The sequence below is a fragment of the Paenibacillus sp. JT22N12 genome, from assembly GCF_056269365.1.
The window spans coordinates 23104-49675 of the sequence record NZ_JBWDNU010000020.1 but is presented as its reverse complement, the minus strand read 5'-3'; the positions used below and the strand labels follow the sequence as shown (position 1 = coordinate 49675).

Annotated in this window: 24 protein-coding genes and 1 riboswitch; of the genes, 23 read left to right on the top strand and 1 reads right to left on the bottom strand. The window is 53.4% G+C overall.

The genetic code is table 11. The features are described 5' to 3' along the window. Positions 1–70: 70 nt before the first annotated feature. Positions 71–271, bottom strand: a complete 201-nt coding sequence (locus tag AC0YOA_RS35645) for a hypothetical protein (RefSeq protein WP_210046358.1) — start codon at positions 269–271, stop codon at positions 71–73. A 172-nt stretch (positions 272–443) separates the two neighbouring features. On the opposite strand from AC0YOA_RS35645, the gene pth reads away from it, so the two are divergent. From pth to spoIIE, 23 genes are all read left to right on the top strand, one after another. Next, the gene (pth, locus tag AC0YOA_RS35640) at positions 444–1004 is read left to right on the top strand and encodes an aminoacyl-tRNA hydrolase (protein ID WP_210046359.1); all 561 of its coding nucleotides are present in this window, start codon (positions 444–446) and stop codon (positions 1002–1004) included. Between the two features lie 54 nt (positions 1005–1058). Next, positions 1059–1289, top strand: a complete 231-nt coding sequence (locus AC0YOA_RS35635; protein ID WP_210046360.1) for an anti-sigma-F factor Fin — start codon at positions 1059–1061, stop codon at positions 1287–1289. A gap of 343 nt (positions 1290–1632) precedes the next feature. Next, the gene (gene mfd, locus AC0YOA_RS35630; RefSeq protein ID WP_475790602.1) at positions 1633–5160 is read left to right on the top strand and encodes a transcription-repair coupling factor; all 3528 of its coding nucleotides are present in this window, start codon (positions 1633–1635) and stop codon (positions 5158–5160) included. A gap of 37 nt (positions 5161–5197) precedes the next feature. Beyond that, positions 5198–6262 (top strand): peptidylprolyl isomerase, encoded by a 1065-nt coding sequence (locus AC0YOA_RS35625; RefSeq protein WP_379114261.1) that lies wholly within the window; start codon positions 5198–5200, stop codon positions 6260–6262. Between the two features lie 209 nt (positions 6263–6471). Continuing rightward, complete coding sequence (locus AC0YOA_RS35620) at positions 6472–7512, top strand: lactonase family protein (protein WP_475790616.1); 1041 nt, start codon at positions 6472–6474, stop codon at positions 7510–7512. Positions 7513–7845: 333 nt separating this feature from the next. Continuing rightward, entirely contained in the window at positions 7846–9120 is a 1275-nt protein-coding gene (gene urtA / locus AC0YOA_RS35615) for an urea ABC transporter substrate-binding protein (protein WP_475790601.1), read from the top strand. A gap of 126 nt (positions 9121–9246) precedes the next feature. Beyond that, positions 9247–10152 (top strand): urea ABC transporter permease subunit UrtB, encoded by a 906-nt coding sequence (gene urtB / locus AC0YOA_RS35610; RefSeq protein WP_475790600.1) that lies wholly within the window; start codon positions 9247–9249, stop codon positions 10150–10152. Positions 10153–10172: 20 nt separating this feature from the next. After that, positions 10173–11261, top strand: coding sequence for an urea ABC transporter permease subunit UrtC (gene urtC / locus AC0YOA_RS35605; protein ID WP_475772593.1), 1089 nt, complete (start codon positions 10173–10175; stop codon positions 11259–11261). Next, on the top strand, positions 11224–12009 hold the full coding sequence (urtD, locus tag AC0YOA_RS35600; RefSeq protein ID WP_379114256.1) for an urea ABC transporter ATP-binding protein UrtD: 786 nt from the start codon (positions 11224–11226) through the stop codon (positions 12007–12009). The genes urtC and urtD overlap by 38 nt, the downstream gene beginning before the upstream one ends. Further along, positions 11987–12682: an urea ABC transporter ATP-binding subunit UrtE gene (gene urtE, locus AC0YOA_RS35595; RefSeq protein ID WP_475790599.1), complete on the top strand. Its 696-nt coding sequence runs from the start codon at positions 11987–11989 to the stop codon at positions 12680–12682. The genes urtD and urtE overlap by 23 nt, the downstream gene beginning before the upstream one ends. Before the next feature lie 119 nt (positions 12683–12801). Continuing rightward, positions 12802–12947, top strand: a riboswitch (guanidine-I (ykkC/yxkD leader). A 158-nt stretch (positions 12948–13105) separates the two neighbouring features. Continuing rightward, positions 13106–14122 (top strand): ABC transporter substrate-binding protein, encoded by a 1017-nt coding sequence (locus tag AC0YOA_RS35590; protein WP_475790598.1) that lies wholly within the window; start codon positions 13106–13108, stop codon positions 14120–14122. A gap of 7 nt (positions 14123–14129) precedes the next feature. Continuing rightward, positions 14130–14930, top strand: a complete 801-nt coding sequence (locus AC0YOA_RS35585) for an ABC transporter permease (protein ID WP_475790597.1) — start codon at positions 14130–14132, stop codon at positions 14928–14930. Positions 14931–15072: 142 nt separating this feature from the next. Next, positions 15073–15834: an ABC transporter ATP-binding protein gene (locus tag AC0YOA_RS35580; protein WP_475790615.1), complete on the top strand. Its 762-nt coding sequence runs from the start codon at positions 15073–15075 to the stop codon at positions 15832–15834. 288 nt (positions 15835–16122) lie between these two features. Further along, positions 16123–16665 (top strand): stage V sporulation protein T, encoded by a 543-nt coding sequence (gene spoVT, locus AC0YOA_RS35575; protein ID WP_475772596.1) that lies wholly within the window; start codon positions 16123–16125, stop codon positions 16663–16665. A gap of 194 nt (positions 16666–16859) precedes the next feature. Next, positions 16860–18665, top strand: a complete 1806-nt coding sequence (locus tag AC0YOA_RS35570) for an oligosaccharide flippase family protein (RefSeq protein WP_475790596.1) — start codon at positions 16860–16862, stop codon at positions 18663–18665. Between the two features lie 330 nt (positions 18666–18995). Continuing rightward, the gene (gene yabN, locus AC0YOA_RS35565; protein WP_475790595.1) at positions 18996–20483 is read left to right on the top strand and encodes a bifunctional methyltransferase/pyrophosphohydrolase YabN; all 1488 of its coding nucleotides are present in this window, start codon (positions 18996–18998) and stop codon (positions 20481–20483) included. 301 nt (positions 20484–20784) lie between these two features. Beyond that, entirely contained in the window at positions 20785–21057 is a 273-nt protein-coding gene (locus tag AC0YOA_RS35560; protein ID WP_210046373.1) for an HU family DNA-binding protein, read from the top strand. 3 nt (positions 21058–21060) lie between these two features. Continuing rightward, entirely contained in the window at positions 21061–21342 is a 282-nt protein-coding gene (locus tag AC0YOA_RS35555; RefSeq protein WP_475772599.1) for an RNA-binding S4 domain-containing protein, read from the top strand. A 192-nt stretch (positions 21343–21534) separates the two neighbouring features. After that, positions 21535–21819: a sporulation protein YabP gene (yabP, locus tag AC0YOA_RS35550; protein ID WP_210046375.1), complete on the top strand. Its 285-nt coding sequence runs from the start codon at positions 21535–21537 to the stop codon at positions 21817–21819. Continuing rightward, positions 21816–22457 (top strand): spore cortex biosynthesis protein YabQ, encoded by a 642-nt coding sequence (yabQ, locus tag AC0YOA_RS35545; RefSeq protein WP_475790594.1) that lies wholly within the window; start codon positions 21816–21818, stop codon positions 22455–22457. The genes yabP and yabQ overlap by 4 nt, the downstream gene beginning before the upstream one ends. A gap of 30 nt (positions 22458–22487) precedes the next feature. Next, positions 22488–22805, top strand: a complete 318-nt coding sequence (locus tag AC0YOA_RS35540) for an FtsB family cell division protein (RefSeq protein WP_475790593.1) — start codon at positions 22488–22490, stop codon at positions 22803–22805. Positions 22806–22948: 143 nt separating this feature from the next. Continuing rightward, the gene (locus AC0YOA_RS35535; RefSeq protein WP_475790592.1) at positions 22949–23515 is read left to right on the top strand and encodes a S1 domain-containing RNA-binding protein; all 567 of its coding nucleotides are present in this window, start codon (positions 22949–22951) and stop codon (positions 23513–23515) included. Between the two features lie 544 nt (positions 23516–24059). Continuing rightward, a complete protein-coding gene (gene spoIIE, locus AC0YOA_RS35530; RefSeq protein ID WP_475790591.1) occupies positions 24060–26555 on the top strand; it encodes a stage II sporulation protein E in 2496 nt (831 codons plus the stop codon). The last annotated feature ends 17 nt before the right edge of the window (positions 26556–26572 follow it).

Below are 26572 nucleotides of genomic sequence, written 5' to 3'. Positions count from 1 at the left end.
CTTTCCTGTGTGGCATAACCCTACTTCCTGCTCACAGGCTGGCGATCGGTTTAACTTGTCCTGAATTTTTTCAATATCCGGGACGGGAAACAAAGGTAAACTGCCTTCTGTTGTAGAACACATTATTAACCTTGATATACTGCGGACTGCACTGTTCGACGAAGCCGATGTCACTATGCTCGTTGCCCCAATAGATCTGGACTGGAACCTGATGCTCCGAGTGATCCAAGAAATGAGAATCATCATAAATCAGCTGACCGTTCAAATACATCAAAGTCGCTCCTTTGTGTTCAATTTCGCATTGCCTCGGCAGTCTGCCGCTTATATAGATATGACAATTTACAAGGATGATTCGTTGCATCATTACAAAAACTTTACAGCAAACATTTTTCGCCTATGTAACAATGTCTGAGTAAAAACGTTTAGGAGTTGAAGGCACGCACATGAAATGGATTGTCGGATTAGGAAACCCCGGCACGGCTTATCAGGGGACGCGGCATAATATCGGATTTATGGCGGTCGATGCGCTGGCCAAGCGGTGGGGAATCAGTGTAACGCAAAGCAAATGCAAAGGGCTGCTCGGTGAAGGGAATGTGTCCGGCACGAAGGTGGTGCTGGTCAAGCCGATGACGTATATGAATTTGTCCGGGGAGACGGTGCGCGGGTTCATGGATTATTTTAAAGCCGATCTGGAGGATGCGATTATCGTCTACGATGATCTGGATACGGAAATCGGTAAAATCCGGCTCCGTTATCAGGGCAGCGCGGGCGGTCATAACGGGATCAAGTCCATTATTGGACATACCGGCACCCAGATATTCAATCGGGTAAGGATGGGGATTTCCAGACCGCAGCCGGGTATGAATATTGCAGACTATGTGCTGGCCAATTTCCCAAAAAGCGATGGAGACAAAGTGTCTACCATGATAGAGGACACCTGCGATGCGGTCGAATTTGCGCTCAAGCATCCTTTTGATCAGACCATGGCCAAATTCAACCGTTAAATATTGGCCCGTCCGGGCATACTGAGGGTATAACAAACCTTCAGGAGGCATAATATGGCTGTACATTACATTTGTCGTCACTGCAAGTCCGCTATCGGGACCATACACAACAGCTCCGTATCGGAAATGCAGCTCGGGTTCCATTTCTTGACCACCGAAGAGCGCAGCGATATAATAGCGTATAATCCAAACGGCGATGTGACGGTCAAAGTCGTTTGCGACTACTGCCGCGAGGCGATTGAGAATAATCCGGAACTCGTGCTTATGAATAGTCCCCTGCAGTAGGGGGCTCCCACTCGGATCAGGATTTGAAGAGCCTTGGCGCACGGCTGAGGCTCCTTTTGTGAACTGATTTTTAAAATTTCAGGTTCAGCGGCAGGGACTGTTCTTCTTTTGGCATCTCTTGCGCAAAAGAAGGCAGGGTGTTTCCGTTATGGATGCTATTTTCCTGAATTTTGATTTGTAACAGTTGGTATTCCCTATTTTATCTATATCGTTCCGCTAGGATAACGCTTGACGCTCGCCCAGGAAACAGGGGTCATGGTGCATATTATGGAACCCGGGTCTCACATCGGGGCAGAGCAGCAAGTCATTATCTTTGGTGGAATGAAACGAGGTGCAGTAAACGTTGAAAGCATTACTAGAGGCTTACGCCGCGGATATGGATTTTCAGTCAGTCGTGTCCGGATTGCGAAAAGGGATGCGGGAACAGTTGATATCCGGCCTGGCCGGATCGTCGCGGCAGGTCATGATTGCTGCTCTCTCCAAGGAAATGAACCAGCCGATGCTGGTGGTTACGCACAATATGTTCGCCGCGCAGAAGATCGCGGAGGATCTGGTGGAATGTCTCTCGCCAAATGAAGTGCTGCTGTACCCCGCCAACGAGCTGGTCGCAGCGGAAGCAGCCATATCGAGCCCGGAAACGCTTGCCCAGCGGATGGATGTTCTGATCCGTTTGTCGCAAGGCTTTCGCGGGATTGTTGTCGTGCCCTTCTCCGGTGTGCGCCGCTACCTGCCGATCAGCAGTGTGATGGCTAAGGCGCGGATTGAGATAAAAGTAGGCGATACACTGCCTATGGAAGCGTTTTTACGGCAAATGGTAGAGCTTGGTTATGTCCGGGCCGATAAGGTAGAGGCAAAGGGCGAAATGAGCGTGCGCGGCGGAATTGTCGATTTTTACCCGCTGACTACCGCGAACCCGTACCGGATCGAGTGGTTTGACGATGATATCGATTCAATCCGCACCTTCGATATTGCCGATCAACGATCGGTAGAGAAGCTGGAGCAGTATATGGTTCCTCCCTGCCAGGAGCTTCTTGCCGAGGCCGGCCGCTTCGATAATGCGGCTCAGCATGCCTCGGAGCTGTTGGAGCAGCAGCTTCAGAAGATGAATGACCGTTCGGCCAAGGACCGGCTGCGCTCGGAGATGGGCGCTGAGATCGAAAAGCTGCGCGAGCATCAGTATTTTACGGAAATTTATAAATATATCTCGCTGCTCTATCCGGAGAGGCAAACGCTGTTCGACTATATGCCCGAGGATACGCTGCTTATCTATGACGAACCGACCCGTCTCATTGAGACGGGCCGTCAGCTCGAACGGGATGAGTCCGAATGGGAACTGCATCTGCTGCAAAGCGGAAAATCTATTCCTGGGCTTGTGCTGGCCCGCCCCTCTGACGAGATTCTGTATCATCGTCCGTTCCCGACCTTGTTTCTCTCTCTTTTCTTAAGGCAAATTCCGCATACACAGCCGCAAAATATCCTTAATGTCGTCTGCCGCTCAATGCAAAATTTCCACGGTCAAATGAATGTGTTGAAGGCGGAGATGGAGCGTTGGCGCAAATCCGGCGCGAGTGTCATGATGCTGGCCGGCAGCACGGAGCGTATGGACCGCATCAGGCGGATCCTACACGATTACGGCATTGAGCCGCCGACGCTGATCGAAGGCAATTTGCAATCCGGATTTGAGCTGCCATCCATCCACCTGATTGTAATTACCGAGGGCGAGATGTTTTCACAGAAGCAGCGCAAGGCGCGGCGGGTGGACAAAAAAATCGACAATGCCGAACGGATTAAAAACTATTCCGAGCTGAAGGTTGGCGATCACGTCGTCCACCAGAACCACGGAATCGGCAAATACATCGGGATCGGTACGCTTGAGATTGCCGGCATCCATAAAGACTATATTCATATTTTGTACGCAGGCGGTGACAAGCTGTCTGTTCCGATCGAGCAAATCGACCTGATCCAGAAGTATGTCGGTTCCGAGGAGAAGGAGCCGAAGGTCTATAAACTGGGCGGCAGCGAATGGACGCGTGTCAAAACAAAGGTCCGCTCCTCCGTCCAGGATATCGCCGATGAGCTTATCAAGCTGTATGCAGAGCGGCAGGCTACCAGCGGATTTGCCTTTGGAGGCGACACTTCCTATCAGCAGGAATTTGAAGCGATGTTCCCTTATGACGAGACGCGGGATCAACTGCGTGCGATTGAAGAGATCAAGAAAGACATGCAGACACCGCGTCCGATGGACCGTCTACTGTGCGGCGATGTCGGCTACGGCAAAACCGAGGTTGCGGTGCGCGCGGCCTTCAAGTCGGCGATTGAGGGAAAACAGGTCGCCATTCTTGTTCCTACGACGATACTTGCCCAGCAGCATTATGAAACGTTCCGCGAGCGCTTCTCGGGGTTTCCTTTCAATGTGCAGGTGCTGAGCCGTTTCCGCTCCAAGAAGGAGCAGACTGATACGATGAAAGGTCTCAAGGCTGGAACGGTGGATGTCGTTATCGGTACGCATCGGCTGCTTTCGCAGGATATTATCTTTAAGGATCTGGGCCTGCTTATTGTGGATGAGGAGCAGCGCTTCGGCGTCTCCCACAAGGAGAAGCTGAAGCGGCTCAAAACCAACGTGGATGTGCTTACGCTGACGGCAACGCCAATTCCGCGCACCCTGCACATGTCCATGCTCGGAGTCCGGGACTTGTCGGTTATCGAAACACCGCCGGAGAACCGCTTCCCGGTGCAAACCTATGTGGTGGAATACAGTCCGTCGCTTGTACGCGAGTCCATCGAACGGGAGCTGGCGCGGGGCGGTCAGGTCTATTACCTGTTTAACCGTGTGCAGGGCATCCATCAAATGGCGGAACAGATTCATGCGCTGGTTCCGGATGCCCGCGTTGCGGTCGGGCACGGCCAGATGTCCGAGCAGGAGCTGGAGAAGACGATACTCGATTTCCTCGACGGGGAGTCCGATGTGCTTGTCAGCACCAGCATTATTGAGACGGGTGTGGACATCCCCAATGTCAATACGCTGATTGTTCATGATGCGGATAAAATGGGGCTTTCCCAGCTCTACCAGCTGCGCGGACGCGTGGGGCGTTCCAATCGCATCGCTTACGCTTATTTCACCTACCAGCGGGATAAAGTGCTGACCGAGGTTGCGGAGAAGCGTCTGCAATCCATTAAAGAATTCACGGAGCTCGGCTCAGGCTTCAAGATCGCCATGCGCGACCTGGCTATACGCGGAGCGGGAAACCTGCTTGGAGCGGAGCAGCATGGCTTCATCGCCTCCGTTGGCTTTGATCTGTATTCCCAAATGCTTGCGGATGAAATAGCCCAGCGCAAGCTTGATATGGGCGGAGAAGCCGTCGAGCCGGTGAAGGAAGTCAGTACGGTGATTGATATGAGTATAGATGCGTACTTGCCCTCGGCTTATATTTACGATAGCATACAGAAGATAGAGATATATAAGAAGGTGGCAGCTTTGCGCTCCCTTGAGGAAGCGGAAGATCTGCGCGAGGAGTTGGTGGACCGGTTCGGCGATTTGCCGCAATCGGTGGACAATCTGCTTTCCGTAGCCAGGCTCAAAGTGCTCGGCGCAGCATGCGGGATTGAGCAGATAAGCGGCAAGGGCGATGATATCAGCTTGCGGTTCGCCGAACAGGAGAAGCGGCGGTTTGACACGAAGAAAGTCGACCGGTTGTGTCTGCAGTTCGAGAACCGGATCAAGCGTTCAGCCGGCAACGAGCCTTATCCGCTTGTACAGCTGAGAGGCAAAGGGCTTGAAATGGATCAAAGGCTCGAAGTACTGGAACGTTTTTTGCTTCACTATAAAGAAACCATACAATCGAAAGGGGAACTACAGGATGTTGCGCACTAATTATTGGAAGAAGGGGGTCTTGCTTGCATTGGCGGCCATGTTGGTCGTTGTTTTGGCAGCAGGATGCGGCAAGAAGAATGACTCCGAGGGGACAGCGCCCGGAGCAGGGGAAGGCAAAGCCGTTGCGACGTATAAGGACGGAACGGTAACGGAGACGGAGTTTGCCAAATATTCGACCTTCTTTGGCATCGTACAGCCGCAAACGGAAATGTATTTGAGCATTCCGCAGCTTCAGGAACAATTTCTGCGTGAGTATGTGGGATACAAGATTCTGAAAACCCGTCTTGGGGACAAAGAGGACAAGGCGATGGAAGAAGAAGTAAACAACTTCTATACCCAAATCAAGCAGCAAATTGATGCAACCCCGGAAGTGAAGGCAAAAGTGGACAAAGTCGGCCTTACCGAGGCGGATATCAAATATTTCTATACAATGATTACCTCTATCATGAAGGATGAGGAAAGCAAAGTTAAAGATGCTGATGTACAAGCCCAATACGATAAAACCAAAGACGACTACAACATGATCACGGTTCGTCATATTCTGGTCGGAACCGTCAACCCCGAGACAGGCGAAGAGACGCGCAAGGACGAAGACGCGCTCAAGATTGCCCAGGAAGTGAAGAAGAAGCTGGATGCCGGCGGCGACTGGACAGCACTGGCCAAACAATATTCAGACGATGCCGGCTCCAAGGAGACGGGCGGCTTGTATGAGAATCAACAGGCAAAAGTCTGGGTGGCGGAATTTAAAGATGCCGCAAACAAGCAGGAGGTCGGCAAAGTCGGCGATCCCGTCAAATCCTCTTACGGCTATCATGTCATGAAGGTGGAAAAGCGTGAGCCTACGGCTTTTGACAAGCTGTCCGCCGAGGACAAAGAAGGTCTGAAGCAGGCTGCAGCTTCCGAGATCCTCAATACGTTTATGACCAAAGAGCTCCCGGGTCTGATTACGAAAGTTGATCTGCCTGCACCTCCAGCTGATCCTAACGCTGCTGGCGGAGCAACGAATGGTGCGGCTGGTGGCGCAACGAACGGAGCAGCCAATGGTGCTGCCGCTCCGGATTCGACATCGACTGATAAAAAAGAAGAACCTGCAACGAAGTAAGCAGCGGTTTTTGCCATCAACGCCCGAGGATTGCGGCAGCTTGAAGAAGCTGATCCGCCGCCAAAAGTCGAAGCAGCCGTTTCAGCTATACGGACAAGCTCGGCTGTAAAGCCGGGCTTGTTTTATGCCGGGAGCCGGTAATGTAAAGGCCTAGTATGAGTTGTACGCAGTGGGAAGAGGAGATCGGGGAGGGATTGGCTTTGGGGAAAATGCAGGTGGTTGTCGGATCCTATTCGAGCAAGGAAGCAGAAGGAATTGCTGTCATTGAATTAAATACCGGGAGCGGGGAGATGAGAAGGGTCTCTGGTGTCACAGGACTGGTTAATCCTTCCTATCTGACAATGAATGCAGCACGGACGCGCTTGTACGTGGTCAGCGAGACAGGGGATCAGCCCGGGAAAGTAATTAGCCTTGCTGTTGACCCGGCTGATGGGTCCATGTCTGTGATGAACGAGCGCTCGACACTGGGTAATGCGGCTTGTCATATCACGCTGGATCGGGATGAGCAATTTATTACGGTTGTCAATTACAGCGGCGGCAATGTATGCCTGTTTCCCGTGGAGGATGACGGCTCCATAGGCCCAATGGCCGATAATGTGCAGCATGAGGGAACGGGACCGCGCGAGGACCGCCAGGAAGCGCCGCATCCGCACTCTTCCATCATCGACCCGACGAATGAATATGTGACGATCGCGGATTTGGGAACGGATGAGCTAGTGCAGTACCGGATTGACAGGGAAGCAGGGAAGCTTGTGCGCGTACGGCAGACTGCGGCAGTCCCCGGTTCGGGTCCAAGACATATGGCTTACCACCCGAACGGGCAGCAGCTGTATGTTGTAAACGAGCTGGACAGCACGGTCTCGGTGTATCAGGTTCACCAGGAGGATTTGCGGCTGGAATTGCTGCAAACGATCGGGACGCTTCCGGACTCCTTTACCGGAAACAGCACCTGCGCCCATATCCTGGTCAAAGGCTGCGGGCGTTTCTTATATGCCTCCAACCGAGGGCATGACAGCATTGCCATTTTCCGGATCGCGGAAGACGGCAAGCTTGAGCTCGTGGATGTTGCCACAAGCGGCGGACGTGAGCCGCGGAATTTTACGATCACGCCGGATGAGCAATATCTGCTTTCCGCCAATCAATTATCGGATAGTTTGATTAGCTACCGGATTGATCAGGATTCAGGACGTCTGCTTTCCACCGGTCACCAAATTGAGCTGTCTACACCGGTTTGTGTGTTCGTAAAATAGACTTTTTCCATCGAAAAACGAAAAGCGTCAGGATCTCACCTCGTAAAGGGGAAGAGACCTGACGCTTTTTTCGTTGACCGGATCTATTTCATGTTAGGTATAAGAAGGGAATCGACAAAATCATCTTCCTTTACATAACATTAACATAACATTAAAGTGACTTTTTTATCATATAATGCAGGAAAAAGGAACCAATTATGTGTGATTAAAACTTTTATGGAAACTATATTGACATGAAAGCTGACATGAATCTATAATGAATTCACGAACGATACAACGTTTAGAGAGCGGATCGTTCGGATTATAGGAGAAAATGGTTAGGGGAGTGGGAAAATGAGGGGAAAAGCATGGAAAAGCACAATTTTTATGCTGGTTGCGCTCTGCCTGGTATTAGCGGGCTGCGGGAACAATGGAGGAAGCACAGAAACAACTGCCAACGGGGAAGCCAATACAAGTAATGCTGCAGGAAACAGCGGAGGTGACAGCGGAGAAATAAAAGTCGGCATCCTTCATTCGCTCAGCGGCACTATGGCCATCAGTGAAGTATCGGTTAAAGATTCGGAGATGATGGCCATTGACGAGATCAACGCCAAAGGGGGCGTGTTAGGGAAGAAGCTTGTGCCTGTCGTTGAAGACGGTGCTTCCGATTGGCCTACATTCGCAGAGAAAGCGCGTAAGCTGATATCCGAGGATAAAGTCGCAACCGTGTTCGGCGGATGGACATCCGCAAGCCGGAAAGCGATGCTGCCTGTATTTGAAGAATTAAACGGGCTTTTATGGTATCCCGTACAATACGAGGGTTTGGAATCCTCCCCGAATATTTTTTATACCGGAGCAACAACCAATCAGCAGATTGTACCGGCGGTAAGCTGGCTGCTGGAGAACCGCGGCAAGAAATTTTATCTTCTGGGCTCCGATTATGTATTTCCGCGTACCGCCAACAAAATCATTAAAGAACAGCTGAAAGCCGAAGGCGGCGAGCTGGTAGGCGAGGAATATACACCGCTGGGTCATACGGATTACGCAACGATTATCAGCAAAATCAAGGAGGCGAAGCCGGAGGTCGTGTTCAATACGCTCAACGGAGACAGCAACGTAGCCTTCTTCAAGCAGCTTAAGGATGCGGGAATTACCGCGCAGGATATGACGACACTCTCGGTTTCGGTGGCGGAAGAGGAAATCCGCGGCATCGGCGTGGATGTGCTGGAAGGGCATCTCGCAGCATGGAACTACTATCAGACGACAGATACGCCCGCCAATAAAACGTTCGTTGAAAACTACAAAAAGAAATATGGCGATGACCGTGTAACGGCAGATCCGATTGAAGCGGGTTATGATGCGGTTTATCTGTGGGCTGCTGCTGTAGAGAAAGCGGGATCCACAGATGTGGCCAAGGTCAAGGAAGCGGCCAAAGGTCTGGAATGGGATGCGCCAGAGGGTAAAATCACAATCGACGGCGAGAATCAGCATATATACAAAACCGTTCGAATCGGTGAAGTGCAGTCCGACGGGCAATTCAAGGAAGTATGGAATTCCGGCGAACCGGTGAAGCCGGACCCTTATCTCAAGGGCTATGAGTGGGCGAGCAGCTTGAGCTCCGGAAGTTAAATTAACGAAAAACGTCATAACAACCTCGTATGAAACGCGGCAAAGGAAGTATTCGCCGAGCGTCAGCGCTTCTTTGGATACTTCCTTTGCCGACTGCAAGAAGTCTGACGCATGAGGGGTGAAATAATGGATGTTATTGTGCTTCAGCTGTTTAACGGAATCAGTATCAGCTCGATTCTGCTGATGATCGCGCTTGGGCTTTCCATTACATTCGGACTTATGAAAGTCATCAATATGGCGCATGGGGAACTGATTATGATCGGGGCTTACACCGCCTATGTCGTCCAGAATATGTTCACCTCTTATTTTCCCGCATCGGCGTTCGGCTGGTATTTTGTGCTGGCCATTCCGGTCGGCTTCGCCGTGGCTTTCGTGTTCGGTCTTGTGCTGGAGATGACGTTGATCCGGTTTCTGTACGGAAGGCCGCTCGACAGTCTGCTTGCGACCTGGGGCGTCGGTCTGATGCTGCAGCAGCTGGCACGCACCATATTCGGAGCTCCGAACGTCGGGGTAACCAGCCCTTCCTGGCTCAATGGCGGGATGACGGTTATGGGAGATGTTGTACTGCCGTACAAACGGCTGTTTATTATTGCGCTTGTGCTGGTTTGCTTGTTCGCTATGTATCTATACATTTACCGCAGCCACTCGGGACGCAGAATGAGGGCCGTTATGCAAAATCGGGAGATGGCGGCATGTGTGGGCATCTCCACGCGCCGCGTGGATGCCACGACGTTCGCCATCGGATCGGGGATTGCGGGAATTGCCGGCTGTGCGCTGACCTTGATTGGTCCGATCGGTCCTTCCATCGGCACCTACTATATCGTTGACGCATTCATGGTGGTTGTGCTAGGCGGCGTGGGCAAGCTCGTGGGCACTGTATTTGGCGCATTCGGGATCGGCATGTCCAATACATTGTTTGAGTACTGGACGACAGCTTCGCTGGGCAAAGTACTTGTTTTCTTGTGTATCGTTGCTTTTCTGCAGTGGAAACCGATGGGGCTCGTCGCCATGCGGACGCGTTCGCTGGATTAACGTTAAAGGGTGGGATTGGCATGCAAAGGCGAATGATGACATCCAGGCAGTGGTGGCTGCTGGCGGGTTATGCGGCTTGCGCAACCGCGCTCTTCTGCGCGCCGCTTGTGCTCAGCGACTTCCGGCTTAACCTTCTTGCCAAATTTCTGGCTTATGCCATAGTTGCGCTCGGGCTGGATTTAATTTGGGGGTATACCGGAATTCTGAGTCTGGGGCATGGCGTGTTCTTCGGTCTGGGCGGATATGCCATGGCGATGTATCTTAAGCTCGATGCCGGCGGCGGCAGGCTGCCGGACTTTATGGATTGGAGCGGCTTGACCGCGCTGCCGTGGTTTTGGAAGCCCTTCGGGAATTTCGGGTTCGCCGTGGCGGCGGGGATTCTACTGCCTGCGCTGATCGCGCTTATACTTGGCTATTTTACCTTCCGCAACCGGATTCGCGGTGTTTATTTTACGATTCTGACGCAGGCGCTTGTTATCATTACGACTACACTGTTCATCGGCCAGCAGGCTTTTACGGGCGGAACCAACGGGGTGACCGGATACAGCCAGCTTTTCGGCAGTTCGCTGGCATCGCCGGACACGAAGCGGACGCTGTACTTCGTGACCGTTGTGGCGCTTATCGCGGCGTACGCGCTATGCCGTTTCCTGGTGAAGAGCCGCTTCGGGAAGGTGCTTCGGGCAATCCGGGACGGGGAGAACCGGGTTCGGTTTATCGGCTATAACCCGGCGCTTTACCAGATGGTGGCCTTCAGCATCTCGGCGGGCCTTGCCGGGCTTGCCGGCATGCTGTTCGTTCTCCATGTCGGCATTATTTCGCCGTCGATGATGGGTATTGTGCCATCGATTGAGATGGTGCTGTGGGTGGCGATAGGCGGCCGCGGCACGCTCTATGGAGCGGCGCTGGGCGCGATTTTGCTCAATTCAGCCAAGAGCGCATTCAGTGAATCATATCCGACAATCTGGCTGTTCTTTATGGGTGCTCTGTTCGTTGTCGTTGTGGTCTTCCTGCCGAAGGGAGCAGCAGGTCTGTTTGGCCAATTCAAACGGTTGATAAGAAGGAGGACGAAGCATGAAGGGGCAGATGGAGTCCGTCATCCTGCAGTGTGATGAGGTGACCGTGGATTTTGACGGTTTCAAAGCAATCCAGGGCATGAACCTGAGTCTGGAGCGCGGTGAGCTCCGATTTCTGATCGGGCCTAATGGAGCGGGAAAAACGACAATGCTGGATGTGATCTGCGGGAAAGTGAAGCCGACGGCAGGAAAAGTGGTGTTCAGCAAAACCATCGATATTACGAGAAAAAAAGAACATCAGATTGCGGAGCTTGGCATTGGGCGCAAGTTTCAAACCCCTTCGATTTTCCCGACGCTTACCGTCTATGAGAATCTGGAAATCGCCATGAAGCAAAAGCGTGGGGTATTTGCTGCCATGCGGGCCAGGATGCGAATGGAGGATCATGACCGGATTGAAGCGCAGCTTGAGATGATCGGTCTGGAAACCAAGGCAGACTGGCGGGCCGGAGGCCTCTCTCACGGAGAGAAGCAGTGGCTGGAGATCGGCATGATGCTGCTGCAGGAGCCGGAAATATTGCTGCTTGATGAACCGGTAGCGGGTATGACGGATAATGAAACGGAGAAGACCGGCGAGCTGCTGAAGCAGATCAGCAGGACGCAGTCGATTGTTGTCGTGGAGCATGATATGGAGTTTGTCCGTAATTTCGCAAGCAAAGTGACTGTGATGCATGAAGGAAAGCTGCTAAAGGAAGGCTCCATGGAGGACGTGCAGCGGGATGACCGGGTGGCGGAAGTGTATTTGGGGAAAAGGCGGGATGCCGATGCTAGCCGTTCAACAGCTTGAAGCAGGATATGGCGAGAGTGTGATCCTGCGCGATGTGACGCTGAAGGTGAAGCCGGGGCAGGTGGTTTGCCTGCTGGGGCGCAATGGGGTTGGCAAGACCACGCTGATGAAGAGCATCATGGGGGTGCTCAAGGCGCGTAAGGGCAAAGTCTCCTACAAGGAGATGGATATGACCAGACGTTCCCCGGGAGACCGGGCGAAGCAGGGGATTGGTTATGTGCCGCAAGGGCGCGAGATCTTTGCGCAGCTGTCGGTTTTTGAGAATGTGCTGCTTGGCTTGGAGGCTTCACGGGAGAAAAAACGGGAGATTCCCGCATCGGCTATCGCCAAATTCCCTGTGCTTCCCACTATGTACAGCCGCAGGGGCGGAGATTTAAGCGGCGGGCAGCAGCAGCAGCTGGCTTTCGCCAGAGCGTTGGCATCGGAGCCGGATATGCTGCTCCTGGATGAGCCCTGCGAAGGCATCCAACCGTCGATCGTCGATGATATCCGCGATGTGATCCGGTCGATTAAAGCGGACGGCAGGACGGCCATACTGCTGGCTGAGCAAAGTCTGGAGTTTGTGAAGAGTGTGGGCGATTATTTTTATATTTTGGAGAAGGGGTCCGTCGCCTGGGAAGGCGGTCTGGAATCGCTTGATGACGAGGTCATTCGCCATTATTTAACTGTATAATTAAATGTAATAAAACCTAACATCGACATTGACAAGAGAGTGTCGGACCTTATAGAATACTATTAGATGTTAGATAATTTGACAAATTCATAAAGGTTCCCAGCCACGGCAGGTGGGGACACAAAGCTGTCTAGGGTTCCGTGATCTCTCTCGCTATAACCGAGGAAGAAATCAGCCTGGTCCAAGAGGCGGCGTATGGCAGGGGTTGCTCTATTGATGGGAGTAATGGTGCCATATAACACGGAAGGACAAAAGCCTGGGAGATAATCCCAAGGCTTTTTCTTTTTTTTACACTAAATTTTGCTGCGATAAGACGGCAAGCTCCGTTTTTTCTTCAGCCTCATGCAAAAGGTTCAAGATTTCAATCGTTACAATCGTTTATTTGCACTTGTTGTATATAAAAATAGAGGGAGCTGGAGTTGGATGAACAAAATCAAACGTACGGTTACGATTCTGATGTTGGCGGCGATTATTGCCGCGCTTGCCGGATGCGGAGGACCCAAGGAGGAATCCTCCTCGGGCGGAGGCTCGGATAAGCCGATCACGATTGCGCTCAGTCCTTGGCCGGGCTGGTTCTTCTGGTATTTGGTGGAGGAGAAAGGCTTTTTCGAAAAGCATGACGTGAATGTCAAGCTGGAATGGTTCCCTGTTTACAGCGACTCTCTGCAGGCATTGGCAACGGGCAAGGTGGACGCCAACAGCCAGACGCTGAGCGATACACTTGCTCCCGTGTCCAAAGGCATTGGACTGAAAGCCGTGCTTGTCAATGATAACTCCTTCGGCGGCGATGCCATCGTGAGCAAGCCGGAATTTAGCTCCATTGCGGATTTGAAAGGCAAAACAATAGCCACCGAGCTGGGTACGGTTGACCATCTGCTGCTGCTGACGGCATTAGACAAGAACGGGCTGAAGGAAAGCGACGTCAATTACGTCAACATGACGGTCAACGATGCGGGGCCAGCTTTTATTTCCGGAAAAACAGACGCCTCCGTGCTGTGGGAGCCGTTCCAGACGACTGCAGTCAAGGAAGGCAAGGGCAAGGTTCTATTCTCCTCCAAGGATACGCCGGGGCTGATTCCGGATTTGCTGGTTTTCCGCGATTCCGTGATCAAGGACCGGCCGGCGGATATTCAGAAGGTGGTTGACGCCTGGTTCGATGCGCTTGACTACTTCCAGGATCATCAGGATGAAGCGATTGAGCTGATGGCGAAGCATGCTGAAACATCACCGGAAGACTTCAAGCTGGGGCTCGACAGCATCAAGCTGTTTACCGTAGAAGACAATATTAATGCATTCGGCAAGCGTGATGACTATACATCGCTGCGCTACACGGCGGAGAAAACAGCTGATTTCCTCAAGAACCTGGACATGGTGGACGACATAGACGATTTCGACGCTATTCTGGATTCCCAATTTATTGAAGCAACTGTGAAGAGGTGAGCAGTCAATGAAGACAAAAAAACGACTCAGACCCCATAGATTGCAAATCTTCAAAGATATCGGCGGCAGGCTGTTCGCGTTTACAGCAGGAGCTTCATTCGCGCTGCTGCTGCTCGTCTGGTCCCTGCTCAGTTATACCGAAGCGGTGAACCCGGTCTTTCTGCCCAAGCCGCATGAGGTGCTGCTGGAGCTGATTCATCAGCTGGGGACCGCCACTTACTGGCATCATATTGGCATAAGCTTGTTCCGGGTTACCTCGGGCTTCGTGCTCGCCTGTATCATCGGGATCCCGATCGGTATCTTCGCGGGAACCTTCAAATTGGGGGAAGCGTTCGTCGAGCCTCCAATGGAATTTATCCGTTATATGCCGGCAGTCGCTTTCATTCCGCTAATTATGGTTTGGGCGGGTATCGGCGAATGGGCCAAGATCCTGCTGATTTTTATCGGCTGCTTCTTCCAGCTTGTGCTTATGGTGGCGGACAACACGCGCCGCGTCTCCCATGATCTGCTGCAGGCCTCCTTCACTTTAGGGGCGGGGCGCTGGAAAGCGATCGAAACCGTATTGATCCCGGCTATACAGCCGCAGCTGATGAACACGCTCCGTCTGGTTCTGGGCTGGGCGTGGACCTATCTGGTCGTCGCGGAGCTGGTGGCGGTGAACAGCGGTCTCGGTTTTGCCATCATGAAGGCGCAGCGGTTCCTGAATACGGATCAGATTTTTGTGGGGATTATCGTTATTGGGCTGCTTGGTCTGATCAGCGACCGGATTTTTGCTTTCCTAAACCGCAGATTATATCCATGGGCATAAACGGAAGATTTTGCTACATCCTTAAAGGAAAGCTTGGAAGCAGGAGAGGAGTGGGAGTGTGGAAGCGGCGATTCGGAAGCAGAAGGAAGGCAGCCTTGAGGAAGCGGGCGGCAGCGGGTCAGCTGGTCGCGGTCCAGCGGTTGTGCCGGCCATCGGTGAAATTGTCATAAGCGGGCTGCAGAAGGTGTATGAAACAAAAACAGGCCGGTTCGAGGCGCTTAAGGGAATAGATTTGACGGTTGGAAGCAATGAATTCGTGACAATACTTGGCCCCTCGGGCTGCGGAAAATCAACCCTGCTGCGCATTGTCGCAGGCCTCGATGAGCTGACGGAGGGCACAGTCACCGTCGATGGCGGCGAAGTGATTGGTCCGGGAGCCGACAGGGGCATGGTGTTCCAGGGCTACACCCTGTTCCCATGGCTGACCGTGCAGGAGAACATTGAATACGGTCCGAAGCTTAAGGGAGTGGCAACTATGGACCGCCGTGCAATCAGCAGCTATTGGTTGAAGGTGACCCGGCTGGAGGAATTCCGTAAAGCCTATCCCAAGCAGCTCTCCGGCGGGATGAAGCAGCGGGTCGCAATCGCCAGAGCTTTGGCCAACCGGCCGAAGGTGCTGTTGATGGATGAGCCGTTCGGCGCGCTTGATGCCCAAACGAAGCTGGAAATGCAGGAAATGCTGCTTGAGGTATGGGAGAGGGAAAAAACAACGGTTTTGTTCATTACTCATGACATCGATGAAGCGATATTCTTGTCCCAGCGTATTGTGGTTATGGGTGCCGGACCCGGGCGGATATTGAAGACCTATGAGGTGAAGCTTCCTGTCCGGCGATCGCCGGAAGTGCGCGAGCATCCCGAATTTCTGGCTCTGAAGCGGGAGATTGCCCAGCTTCTCAAGCATTGATCTCATCACCTGCGGAAGCAGCAAAATGCTATGTAATGTGTGCGGCGGCGGCTCGATTTCGGGCCGTCGTTTGATGCTGGGCCAGCATTTTATTGAGGGGTTCCCCGGCCTGCGGATATTTTAAAGACTGTGATCGTTTACCACGTGCATAAGAATATGGGAGCGGATGAATACTATGGTCAGATTCGAAAAGCACCTTTATTACAAGTTCTCTCCTCTTGTGCAATAGACAAGCATCAGGTATCCAGTCGAATTCAAAACCTTCAATGAAAGTGGGGCAACCAGAACATGAAAGCAACTGGAATTGTTCGTCGAATTGACGATTTGGGCCGGGTCGTCATTCCTAAGGAAATCCGCCGTACGCTGCGTATACGCGAGGGCGATCCGCTTGAAATATTCGTTGACCGCGATGGGGAAGTGATTTTGAAGAAATACTCCCCGATCGGGGAGCTTGGTGAATTCGCCAAGGAATACGCCGAATCCCTCTCGGAAAGCACGAGCCACATTACGCTGATTACGGATCGTGACAATATTATAGCCGTAGCGGGGACATCGAAGAAGGAATATATGGAGAAGCAAATCGGATCCATTCTGGAGTCCTGCATGGAGAACCGCAAAACGGTTGTTGAGACCGGCAGCGGCTCGTATGAAGTAGTCAAGGATCTCGGTGAAGCTTTCAGCTCGTTTGTAGCGGCGCCGATTGTAGCGGGCGGAGACCCCATTGGTACGGTTGTGCTGCTCAGCAAGGATGAAAACGTCAAGATGGCGCAGATGGAAACCAAAATGGCCGAAACAGCCGCCGGATTTCTGGCCAAACAAATGGAGCAATAAAGGGCAAGCTGCCTGCACAGTGACGTTAAAACACTGGCAGCAGCTTGTTTTTTGTTTTGGGGTTGTGTGCCGCCGGAATCAGCCTCTGCTCATGTGGAGGTTAAGAAGCCGATAAGGAGCGCCATTCACATTGGGATGCTTTCGGGTATAATGAGGGGAGGAGTACAGACAGGCAGGTGCCGGGCTTGGAACAAGTGAAACGACATAAGGCCAGTGCTTCCGGGCTTGCCGGCAGCGGCAGGTCCGGATTGATGGATAAGGATAAGGTTTTGACCCCTGACGGGGATACATACAGCGGCGGGCAGGGGGACGATCCCACGCCTGAAATGGACGTCCGCCGCTCCCGCGGGCCGCAGATGCTCGGGGGAGCGGCATTGATGGGAACCGCGATGCTGATCAGCAAGGCGCTCGGAACCCTGCAGAAGATTCCGCTGCAAAATATCGCGGGTGATCGGGTATTCGGCATTTACAATGCGGTATATCCGTTGTATCAGCTGCTGCTTGTCATGGTTACGGCGGGCTTCCCCGTTGCCGTATCACTGCTTGTTGCGGAGCGGATGGCCGGCGGAGACCGGGACGGCGCGCGGCTTGTGCTGAGGGCGAGCGTGATGCTGCTCAGCCTCAGCGGAGCTGCCGGTTTTGCGCTCATGTGGGTGGGGGCCCGTCACATTGCGGGATGGATCGGCGATCCGGATACCGTATCCGCTGTTCGCGCCGTTTCGCTGGCGCTGTGGGTTGGGCCTGTTACGGCTGCGCTTCGCGGGTATTATCAAGGACTTGGGAGCATGCTGCCCTCGGCTGTTTCCCAGCTGTCCGAACAGACCATCCGTGTGGGTGCCATGCTTGCGCTGCTGGCCATCGGATGGCACTTGGGTTGGAACGACGGATCATTGGCAGCCGGAGCCACGGCAGGCTCCGCTTTCGGCGGCGCCGCAGGCCTTATGGTCATTGCCGGGTATTGGCTGCGTAATCGGGCAATTAACCGTCCTGAAGCCGCGATTAGGAGTCCTGGTGACGGTGGAATGGCACCTTCCGGGCAGGCAATGAAGCCTCCTGATAGCGGTGTAATAATGCCGCTGATGCGCAGACTCGCCGGACTTGCCGTACCTGTTACACTCGGCGCACTGGCTGTTCCCGCGCTCAGCGTAGTCGATGCGTTCACGGTGCCGCGCCTATTGGGCGCTGCGGGCGCAGACCCGGCGGCGGCTATGGCGCAGTTCGGCCTGTACAGCCGCGGGCAGCCGCTTGTGCAGCTGGTTGTGATGGTGGCAGGCACGATGGGCGCCGCGCTTGTTCCGGCGCTTGCGACTGCGCGGCTTCAGGGCGACCTGGCCGGCGTGAAACGGCAGTCGGCCCTGGTGATGCGCGCCGCGTGGGCGGTGGGCGGCGCGGCAGCGGTCGGGCTCGTGCTGCTGGCTGAGCCCATCAATGTCATGCTGTACGCGGACGCCGCCGGCACGCGTACCTTTGCCCTTGTGGGCTGCACAGCGCTCGCGGGCACGGTCGCCGCGATCGCGGCAGCCGCGCTGCAGGGGCTGGGGAGCGCCCGCGCCCCTGCGCTGTTCATGCTGGCGGCCGCCGTGCTCAAGGCGGCGCTCAATGCTCTGCTCGTGCCGGCGCTTGGCATCGCCGGCGCGGCCTGCGCGGGTATCGCCGCGCTCATGGCGGCCGCCCTGCTGAGCGCGGGCGCCGTCCGCCGCGCCACGGGCGCGGGAGTGCCCGCTCGCCGTGCCGCGGGCACCCTGCTTGCGCTCGCGGTCATGGCCGCGGCGCTGGTCCTGGCCGAGCGCTGCGGAGCGCCGCTGCTCGGGCTGGCGCTGCCGCCCAGAGCGGCCGCCGCCGTGCTGGCGCTCGGCGGCACAGCCATCGGCGGCGCGCTGTTCGCCGCCGCCGCGCTCCGCTTCGGCGGCGTAACCGCGGCCGAGCTGCGCGCACTGCCGGGCGGCCCAAGTCTGGCCGCCCGCCTGATCCGCTGGCGGCTGCTTCCTCCAGCCGAGTAACAAGAGGCAGAATGCCTCATATATAGCCAGCCAGGCACGTACCACCCGGCTTGCCGTACATGAACTCGGCCTTGATCAGCCTCACTCGGGTACAGCCCACCCGGCTTGCCATATCTGATATCGGCATTGGTCAGCCTTACTCGCGTATAGCCCGCGAGGCACATAACACCTAGCTTGCCGTACATGAACTCAGCCTTGATCACATCACTCACGTACAGCCCCCAAGGCACGTACGCCATTAGCTCTCCAAGAGCAGCTCATGCACGCTTGGCAGCCTTACAAGAAAAGACCTACCTGCCTACCACTTATTAAGCAAAGGAGGGTTCATTCATGCAACCAACCATTACCGTTGTAGGGCTGGGGTCTGGCGATGCCGACCAGCTGACGCTCGGCGTCTGGCGCAGGCTTCAGAAGGCGGAGCGCCGCTTTGTACGGACGGAGAAGCATCCGATGATGAAGATCTTCGGCGACAATGATTTAACCTATACGTCGTTTGACAGCCTGTATGAACAGCTTGATTCCTTCCCTGATGTCTATGCCGCTATTACGGAGGCGCTGATCGGGCAGGCCAAATCGCTGCCAGCCGCGTCTGAGCTGATTTACGCCGTTCCCGGGCACCCGATGGTAGCGGAACGTACCGTGCAGCTGCTGCGCGAACGCTGTCCACAGGAGGGGATCGAGCTGGTTATTCTGGGCGGAGAGAGCTTCCTCGATCAGGCCTTCACCCGGCTTGGCTTCGATCCCATCGAAGGCTTCGTGCTGCTGGATGCAGCGGAACTAAAGCCGTCACAGCTGCGGCCGGAGCTGCACACCCTGATCGGTCAGGTCTATGATGAATTTACGGCTTCGGATGTGAAATTAAGCTTGATGGAGCAGTTGCCCGACGACTATCCGGTCATTGTCGGCCACGCGCTCGGAATCGCGGGAGAAGAACAGATATTGACGATCCCGCTCTATGAGCTGGACCGGACTCCGGGATTTGGGAATTTGTCACTTGTCTATGTGCCGCGCTCCACCGATGACAAGCTGCGCAACCGATCCTTTGAAAGGCTGCACGAGATTGTGGGGATCCTCCGCAGCCCTGAAGGCTGCCCTTGGGACCGGGAGCAGACGCATACCTCCATCCGCAAAAACTTCATCGAGGAAACCTACGAAGCGATCGAAGCGCTGGATGCGGACGATCCGGACGGAATGCGCGAGGAATTCGGCGATGTGATCCTTCAGGTTATGCTGCACAGCCAGATGGAAGAGGAGGTTGGCTCCTTCTCCGTCTACGATGTCATCGAGTCCCTCAATGAGAAGCTGCTGTTTCGCCATCCGCATGTTTTTGGCGACCAGGTTGCCAATGATTCCGGGGAAGCCCTGCAGAATTGGGAGCAGATGAAAGCGGAGGAGAAACGGCGCAAAGGCATAAATCCCGGGGAACTGTCGCAGCTGGACGGGATTCCGCCGGATTTGCCCGGGCTTATGAAGGCTTATAAGCTTCAGAAGAAAGCGGCCAAGGTCGGCTTTGACTGGGATGATATTCAGCCGGTGCTCGGCAAGATCGAAGAGGAACTGGGTGAGCTGCGGGAGGCCATAGCAGCCGGGAATCCGGAAGAGCAGGCCGATGAGCTGGGCGATCTGTTGTTTGCCGTGGTGAATGCTTCCCGGTTCATCCATGCTGATCCCGAAGAAGCGCTTGCCCGGACGAACCGGAAGTTCAAGAAACGATTTTCATATATTGAAGAGCAGCTTCGTATAAGTGGACGAACCTTTGACCAAACTGATTTAATAGAGATGGACCGGTATTGGGAGGAAGCCAAGCTGCTCCCCTGAAAGCGCGATTGACGCCGGATGCTCTTCCTTACGATAAGCCCGGGGACAGAATAAGGATGCCAGCTTATCCTAGGGAAGGGTTGAAGCTGATAGACTGCTGAAGATGAGAGGGCCGTTCTTCCAACCCGGCTAAAGGTTCATCGGAAATTCGTCTCCAGTCGCCAGAAATTGCAAAAAAAATTTACAAATGGGCAGGATTTATTTAGAATCAAGCAGAATAGGTACAAGCGGGCAAGTAAACTCAAAGTGGAAGTATAGTGACTATCTGCTATGATAATTAAAAATTTAGGAGGCTATGTTCATGAACAAAACAGATCTTATCAACAGCATTGCAGCTAAAAGCGGGCTTACCAAGCGTGATGTCGAGTCGGTTCTCAATGGTTTTATGGGAGAAGTAACCGATGCGCTGGCAGGCGGCGAGAAAGTGCAATTGATCGGTTTCGGCACATTCGAAACCCGCAAGCGCTCAGGCCGTACGGGCCGCAACCCGCAAACGGGCAATCCGATCACTATCGCGGAATCCAAAGTTCCTGCATTCAAAGCCGGCAATAAATTAAAAGAAGCTATCAAGTAGTTCATGCGTCTTGACAAGTTTCTCAAAGTCTCCCGGCTGATCAAGCGGCGCACTGTCGCCAAGGATGTATCCGATCAAGGACGCGTCTGGATCAACGGCCGGGAAGCCAAAGCGAGCAGCACCGTCAAAGCCGGCGACGAGCTCATGATTCAATTCGGCCAGAAAGTTGTCACCGTGCGCATTGAGCGGCTTGCGGAGACGACCAGGAAGGACGAGGCGAGCGGCTTATACACTTTGTTGAAGGAAGAATCGCGCCAAGCCGAGAACAAAATGGAATGGCAATAAAGGAAATGACGGCCTTCACCGGGGTATTCGGTGGGGCCGTCTTTTTTTTAGAAGCAAGCGAATACGCCTTTATCTGCTGCGGCTGCCGTACCGGCATGCAGCTTTTCCTTTTCCGGCAGAACGGTAGAAGGATGAATTGTTCTAAAACCTGTCCCACCCCCATAGGCTAGTCTTAAAGGAGGGGACGAGGCGATGATTGATCAAGGAAAAGGGCAAAAACGTCAGGAAATCAAAATGCTTAATCGTAAAATACTCGAAATTACGGGTGTCATGAATGTGGAAAGCTTCGATGTTGAAGAGTTTCTACTGGAAACGGAGCTTGGCTTCCTGGCCATTCGCGGGCAGAACCTACATATGAAGCATCTGAGCCTGGAGCAGGGTCTTGTTGCCATTGAGGGGCTCGTCCATTCGCTGACTTATCTGGACGGGAATACCGCAGCCAAATCCAAAAGCTTGTTCGGGAAGATATTTAAGTGAGTCTCAGCGTACAGTGGTGGACGATGGCGACGATGCTGCTGTCCGGGATTGGAATGGGCATAGTTTTTGACGGGTACCGTGTTGTGTCGGACGAGCTGCGGATCGGACGATTATGGGTTCCGGTGCTTGATTTGCTATATTGGATTGCCGCGACGATTGTTGTTTTCCAGGTCCTCTCGGCAAGCAATGAGGGCGAGGTGCGGGCATACGTCTTTCTCGGGCTCCTGCTCGGAATCGCCAGCTATTACTGGCTTTTCAGCAAAATAGTGGTGAAGCTCGTACATTTTTTTATCCGCGCCGTCCGTACTCTGATTCAAATCATAGTCAAGATGTTTATATATATTGTCGTACGTCCTTTACAGCTGCTCTACCGGCTATGCAAGCTGATTATTTCCTTTTTGATTGCGCTTGCTTTGTTCCTCTTGAAAATTGTGATACAATTAACCCGTCCACTCTGGATTCTGGTTCGCTGGATGATGAGCCCGATCACCAAACCGGTCTCGCGATGGGTGGTTGGCTGGTGGGTTCCGCTTATGGCCAGGTGGCGGGTTGCTGAACGCTGGAAGTCCGCGGCCGGCAAGGCGGCAGGGGTTTGGCAGCGATTGACAAACTGGAAGAAGAAGGACAGTGATGAATAGATAATGTTATGAGTGGAGGTCAACGAATTGATGATGACGGCTACCGGGAGTACTCCTACACCTTCATACACAGGAACGAAACGTCGGCTGAAACTATGGTTTATCGTCATTGCTTTATTCTTGGGCTGGGCATCCTATACGTTTATATCCCAGTTGGAGCGGCAAGGTCAGTCCGAGCTCAAGCTCGCCGAGACAAAGCAGATGATCGATACGGCGAACACTCAGATCAATGATCTCAAGCAAGAAGTCGCCAAACTGAATGATAAAGAATACATTGGTCAATTGGCTACGAAAGAACAGGGTATGGTAAAAAAAGGCGAGCAGCAGATACAGGTCATTGAGGATTGATTCGGCCTGAAATCGGGTACACGTCTGTTGCCTTGCACCTCTCGTTCGGTTATAATCACCTTAGTAGCAGCATTTATTGTTGGTTGTAAGGCCATCAGAAGCTAGCAGCTTCACATAACGGTTAGGGAGGAACATTTTTACCTATGGCAATTGAAGTGGGCGCCAAGTTAGAGGGCAAAGTGACAGGTATTACGCATTTCGGGGCATTCGTCGATTTGTCGGGAGGTGTCACGGGGCTCGTTCACATCTCAGAGATTGCCGATAATTACGTCAAGGATGTTAAAGACCATCTTAAACTGGAAGATGTTGTAACAGTTAAGGTCATTAATGTAGATAAAGACGGGAAAATCGGACTTTCGATAAAACAGGCAATCGACCGTCCTGAGGGTTCTGTTCCACCTCAACGCGAACGCAGTGCCAGCCCTGGCGGAGGGTTCAACCGTACAGGTGGTGGCGGAAGCGCAGGCGGCGGAGGCGGTTTTAGTCGTCCTGGCGGAGGCGGCGGCGGAGGCGGCTTCAATCGTACTGGAGGCGGTGGAGGAGGCGGCGGACGTCCTTTCAATAAAGCAGCAGGCGGGAAACCTTCCTTTGGCAAACCAACCTTCGAGGATAAAGTATCGCGCTTTCTTAAGGATAGCGAGGAACGCATTTCTTCGATCAAGAAGAATACGGAATCCAAACGCGGCGGACGCGGAGCGAAGCGCGTTTAATTGTATATGACTCTTTGCAGGCAGAACCTTTACAGGTTCTGCCTTTTTTGGCTTTCCAGAGATTGTGAGGGGTGCAGCGCTTTTTACGCATATTGCGCCAGAAGTTTGTCATATATGTAATCTTTTCTGATATTTTCGATCCCAGAAACTGCGTCAAGCTATGAAGGCGGTTCTGCCAATGCCGATTCATCACCCGATTACCCCGATTCTTCCGGTTTAAATCCGCGAATTTGAAGAATATGCCTCTTTTTCAAAAAAACTTTTCCCTTCTTCTCATCTATTCCCGACAGGTTCGGACGGCGTTTCACCGATTGAGGCTTCCCGTCAGACAATGTTTTTTGTTGAACGGTGGGTCGCCGGCGGCGCGTGCTGCACGTCCAATGCCGCGTAATCCGTGCAACCGCGCTCAGCGCGCGCGCCGTTTCCAATTCACGCATTTTTGTCGGAAAAAACTTTGAGAGTGACAACGCTTTATGACAAACTTTTATATGGACATGCTCCTATACTGAGAACACACAAATCGGGAATGGGTGGTGTCCTTGAAATGAGAGACAAGCAAAATGTCGTGTTGTTTCCTAATGTTAAACGGACGAGCATTATACAGACGGCGATTCAAAAGGGAGTGAATGGTTCCTTTATGCGCAGGCTGGGAGCGATGATCTCCTCGAAGAAATGGGCATTTGTTCTGATGGTCGTTGGTTTTCTTCTCGGTCGCGCTGTTATTCTTGAGTCGCTTACCCCCTTTGCGGTTGCTTACTTCACGGTTGTTTATTTTCTAAGAAGGGATTCTTATCTCTCAGTAGGGTTTTCCATTGTTCTTGGCAGCTGCTTCGCCATTTCGCCTGAACCGATGTGGATTGCCATGGAGCTGGCTGTTGTCTATCTGTTGATGAGAGGGCTTGAAGCTTACGAACGGGCGGAATTATCCTACGCCCCGCTCCTTGTCTTCATCTCCACCCTTATTGTAAGGCTGTTCAGCGTCGTCATTGTCGATACGCTTGGCTGGTATCAGCTGATGATGGTGGGTGTAGAGGCTGCGCTGGCCTTCGTTCTGACGCTGGTGTTTGTACAGGCCATACCTGTTCTGACGATGACGAGGAAGACCTCATCGCTGAAGAACGAAGAAATTATATGTCTGATGATACTGCTTGCTTCCGTGATGACGGGTGCCGTCGGCTGGGCGGTATACGGTCTGTCTGTTGAACATATGATGTCCCGTTACATGCTTCTTCTCTTTGCCCTGGTAGGCGGGGCGCCGCTTGGCGCATCCGTGGGCGTGATAGCCGGATTGATTTTAAGTCTCGCGGACTTGAATGCCATCGTGCAGATGAGTTTGCTCGCTTTTGCGGGACTGCTCGCGGGGCTGCTGCGGGAGGGCGGGAGAATGGCAGTCGCCTTCGGCATGCTGCTCGGATCATGTATTCTCTCTATTTATATAGGCAATCAGCAGGATGTGCTGGCCTCCACCTGGGAATCGGTCATCGCTGCCGCATTGTTTCTGGTTACGCCCCGTTCCATTATGCGCACCATTGCCAAATATGTGCCGGGGACACAGGAGCATGTCAAATCACAGCATGAATATGCCAGGCGGGTGCGCGATGTGACGGCTCAGCGCGTCACGCAGTTCTCTGAAGTTTTCAAGCAACTGTCGCGAAGCTTCGGACAGGTCAACCTTGTTGATGAGAGTGTGAAGCGTGAGGAGACTGTCGGCCACTTTATGAATGCGGCTGCGGAGAAAACATGCGCTTCCTGTCACCGCAAGGAATTATGCTGGGAGGGGAGATTCTATGATACGTACAGGGTAATGACGGGAATGATGACGGCTGTTGAAGAAGGGAGGAAGGTCGGACCCAAGGATATACCTAAGGAATGGAGCAATCATTGTATACGTTCGCCACAGGTACTGAGTGTTATGCAGCAGCAATATGAAATGTACAAGCATGATCAAATGTGGAGAAAGCAGCTCAGCGACTCAAGACAGCTCGTCGCCGAGCAGCTATCCGGTGTGTCGCAGATCATGGAAGATCTGGCGCATGAGATCAAGCGGGAAGGCCAACAACTGCATTTACAGGAAGAACAGATCCGAGAAGCGCTGGAAGGGCTCGGTTTATCCATACATGGCATTGATGTCGTTAATTTGGAGGAGGGGAATGTCGAAATTGAAGTTTACCATACCTTTGCCAGGGGCTATGATGAATGCCGCAAGATCATCGCCCCGCTGCTTTCAGATATTCTGGGTGAGCCGATCGCCGTGATCTCGGAGCGTTACCCCGAGAAGAGCGGCGAACCGGCGCTGGTTGTGTTCGGGACGGCCAAAGCGTTCGAGGTGGAGACCGGTATAGCCGGCGTCGCCAAAGGAGGAGATTTGTTATCCGGGGACAGCTTCAGCACAGTGGAGCTGGGTAACGGAAAATTCGCCGTCGCCATCAGCGATGGGATGGGCAACGGGGAGCGGGCGAAGCTGGAGAGCAGCACCGCCCTGACCATCCTGCAGCAGCTCCTGCAGTCCGGTATGGATGAGAAGCTGGCCATCAAGTCGGTTAATTCGGTTCTGCTGCTTAGGTCGTCCGAGGAAATTTTCGCCACTGTGGACGTGGCCCTTATCGATATGTATACCGCGAAGACGACCTTCATGAAGATTGGCTCGACGCCAAGCTTCATCAAGCGCGGCAGTGAAGTCATTCCGATATCCGCAAACAATCTGCCCGTGGGCATTTTGCAGGAAATCGATGTCGATTTGATCCGGGTGCAGCTGATGGCGGGCGATACCCTCATTATGATGACCGATGGCATCTACGATGCTCCGGGCCATGCTGTCAATAAAGAATTGTGGATGAAGCGGGTTATTCAGGAAATCGCCTCAGACAATCCGCAGGAAATCGCCGACTCGCTCCTGGAGACAGTCGTGCGTTATCATAAAGGCGAAATCTTGGACGACATGACAGTCGTCGTCGCCAGAATAGACAAGCATCAGCCCGAGTGGGCAACCTTCCGCTGGCCGGGTCTGTCCAAGGTCGAGCGTCCAAGGACGGTGAGCTAGAGAATGCTATAGTATGA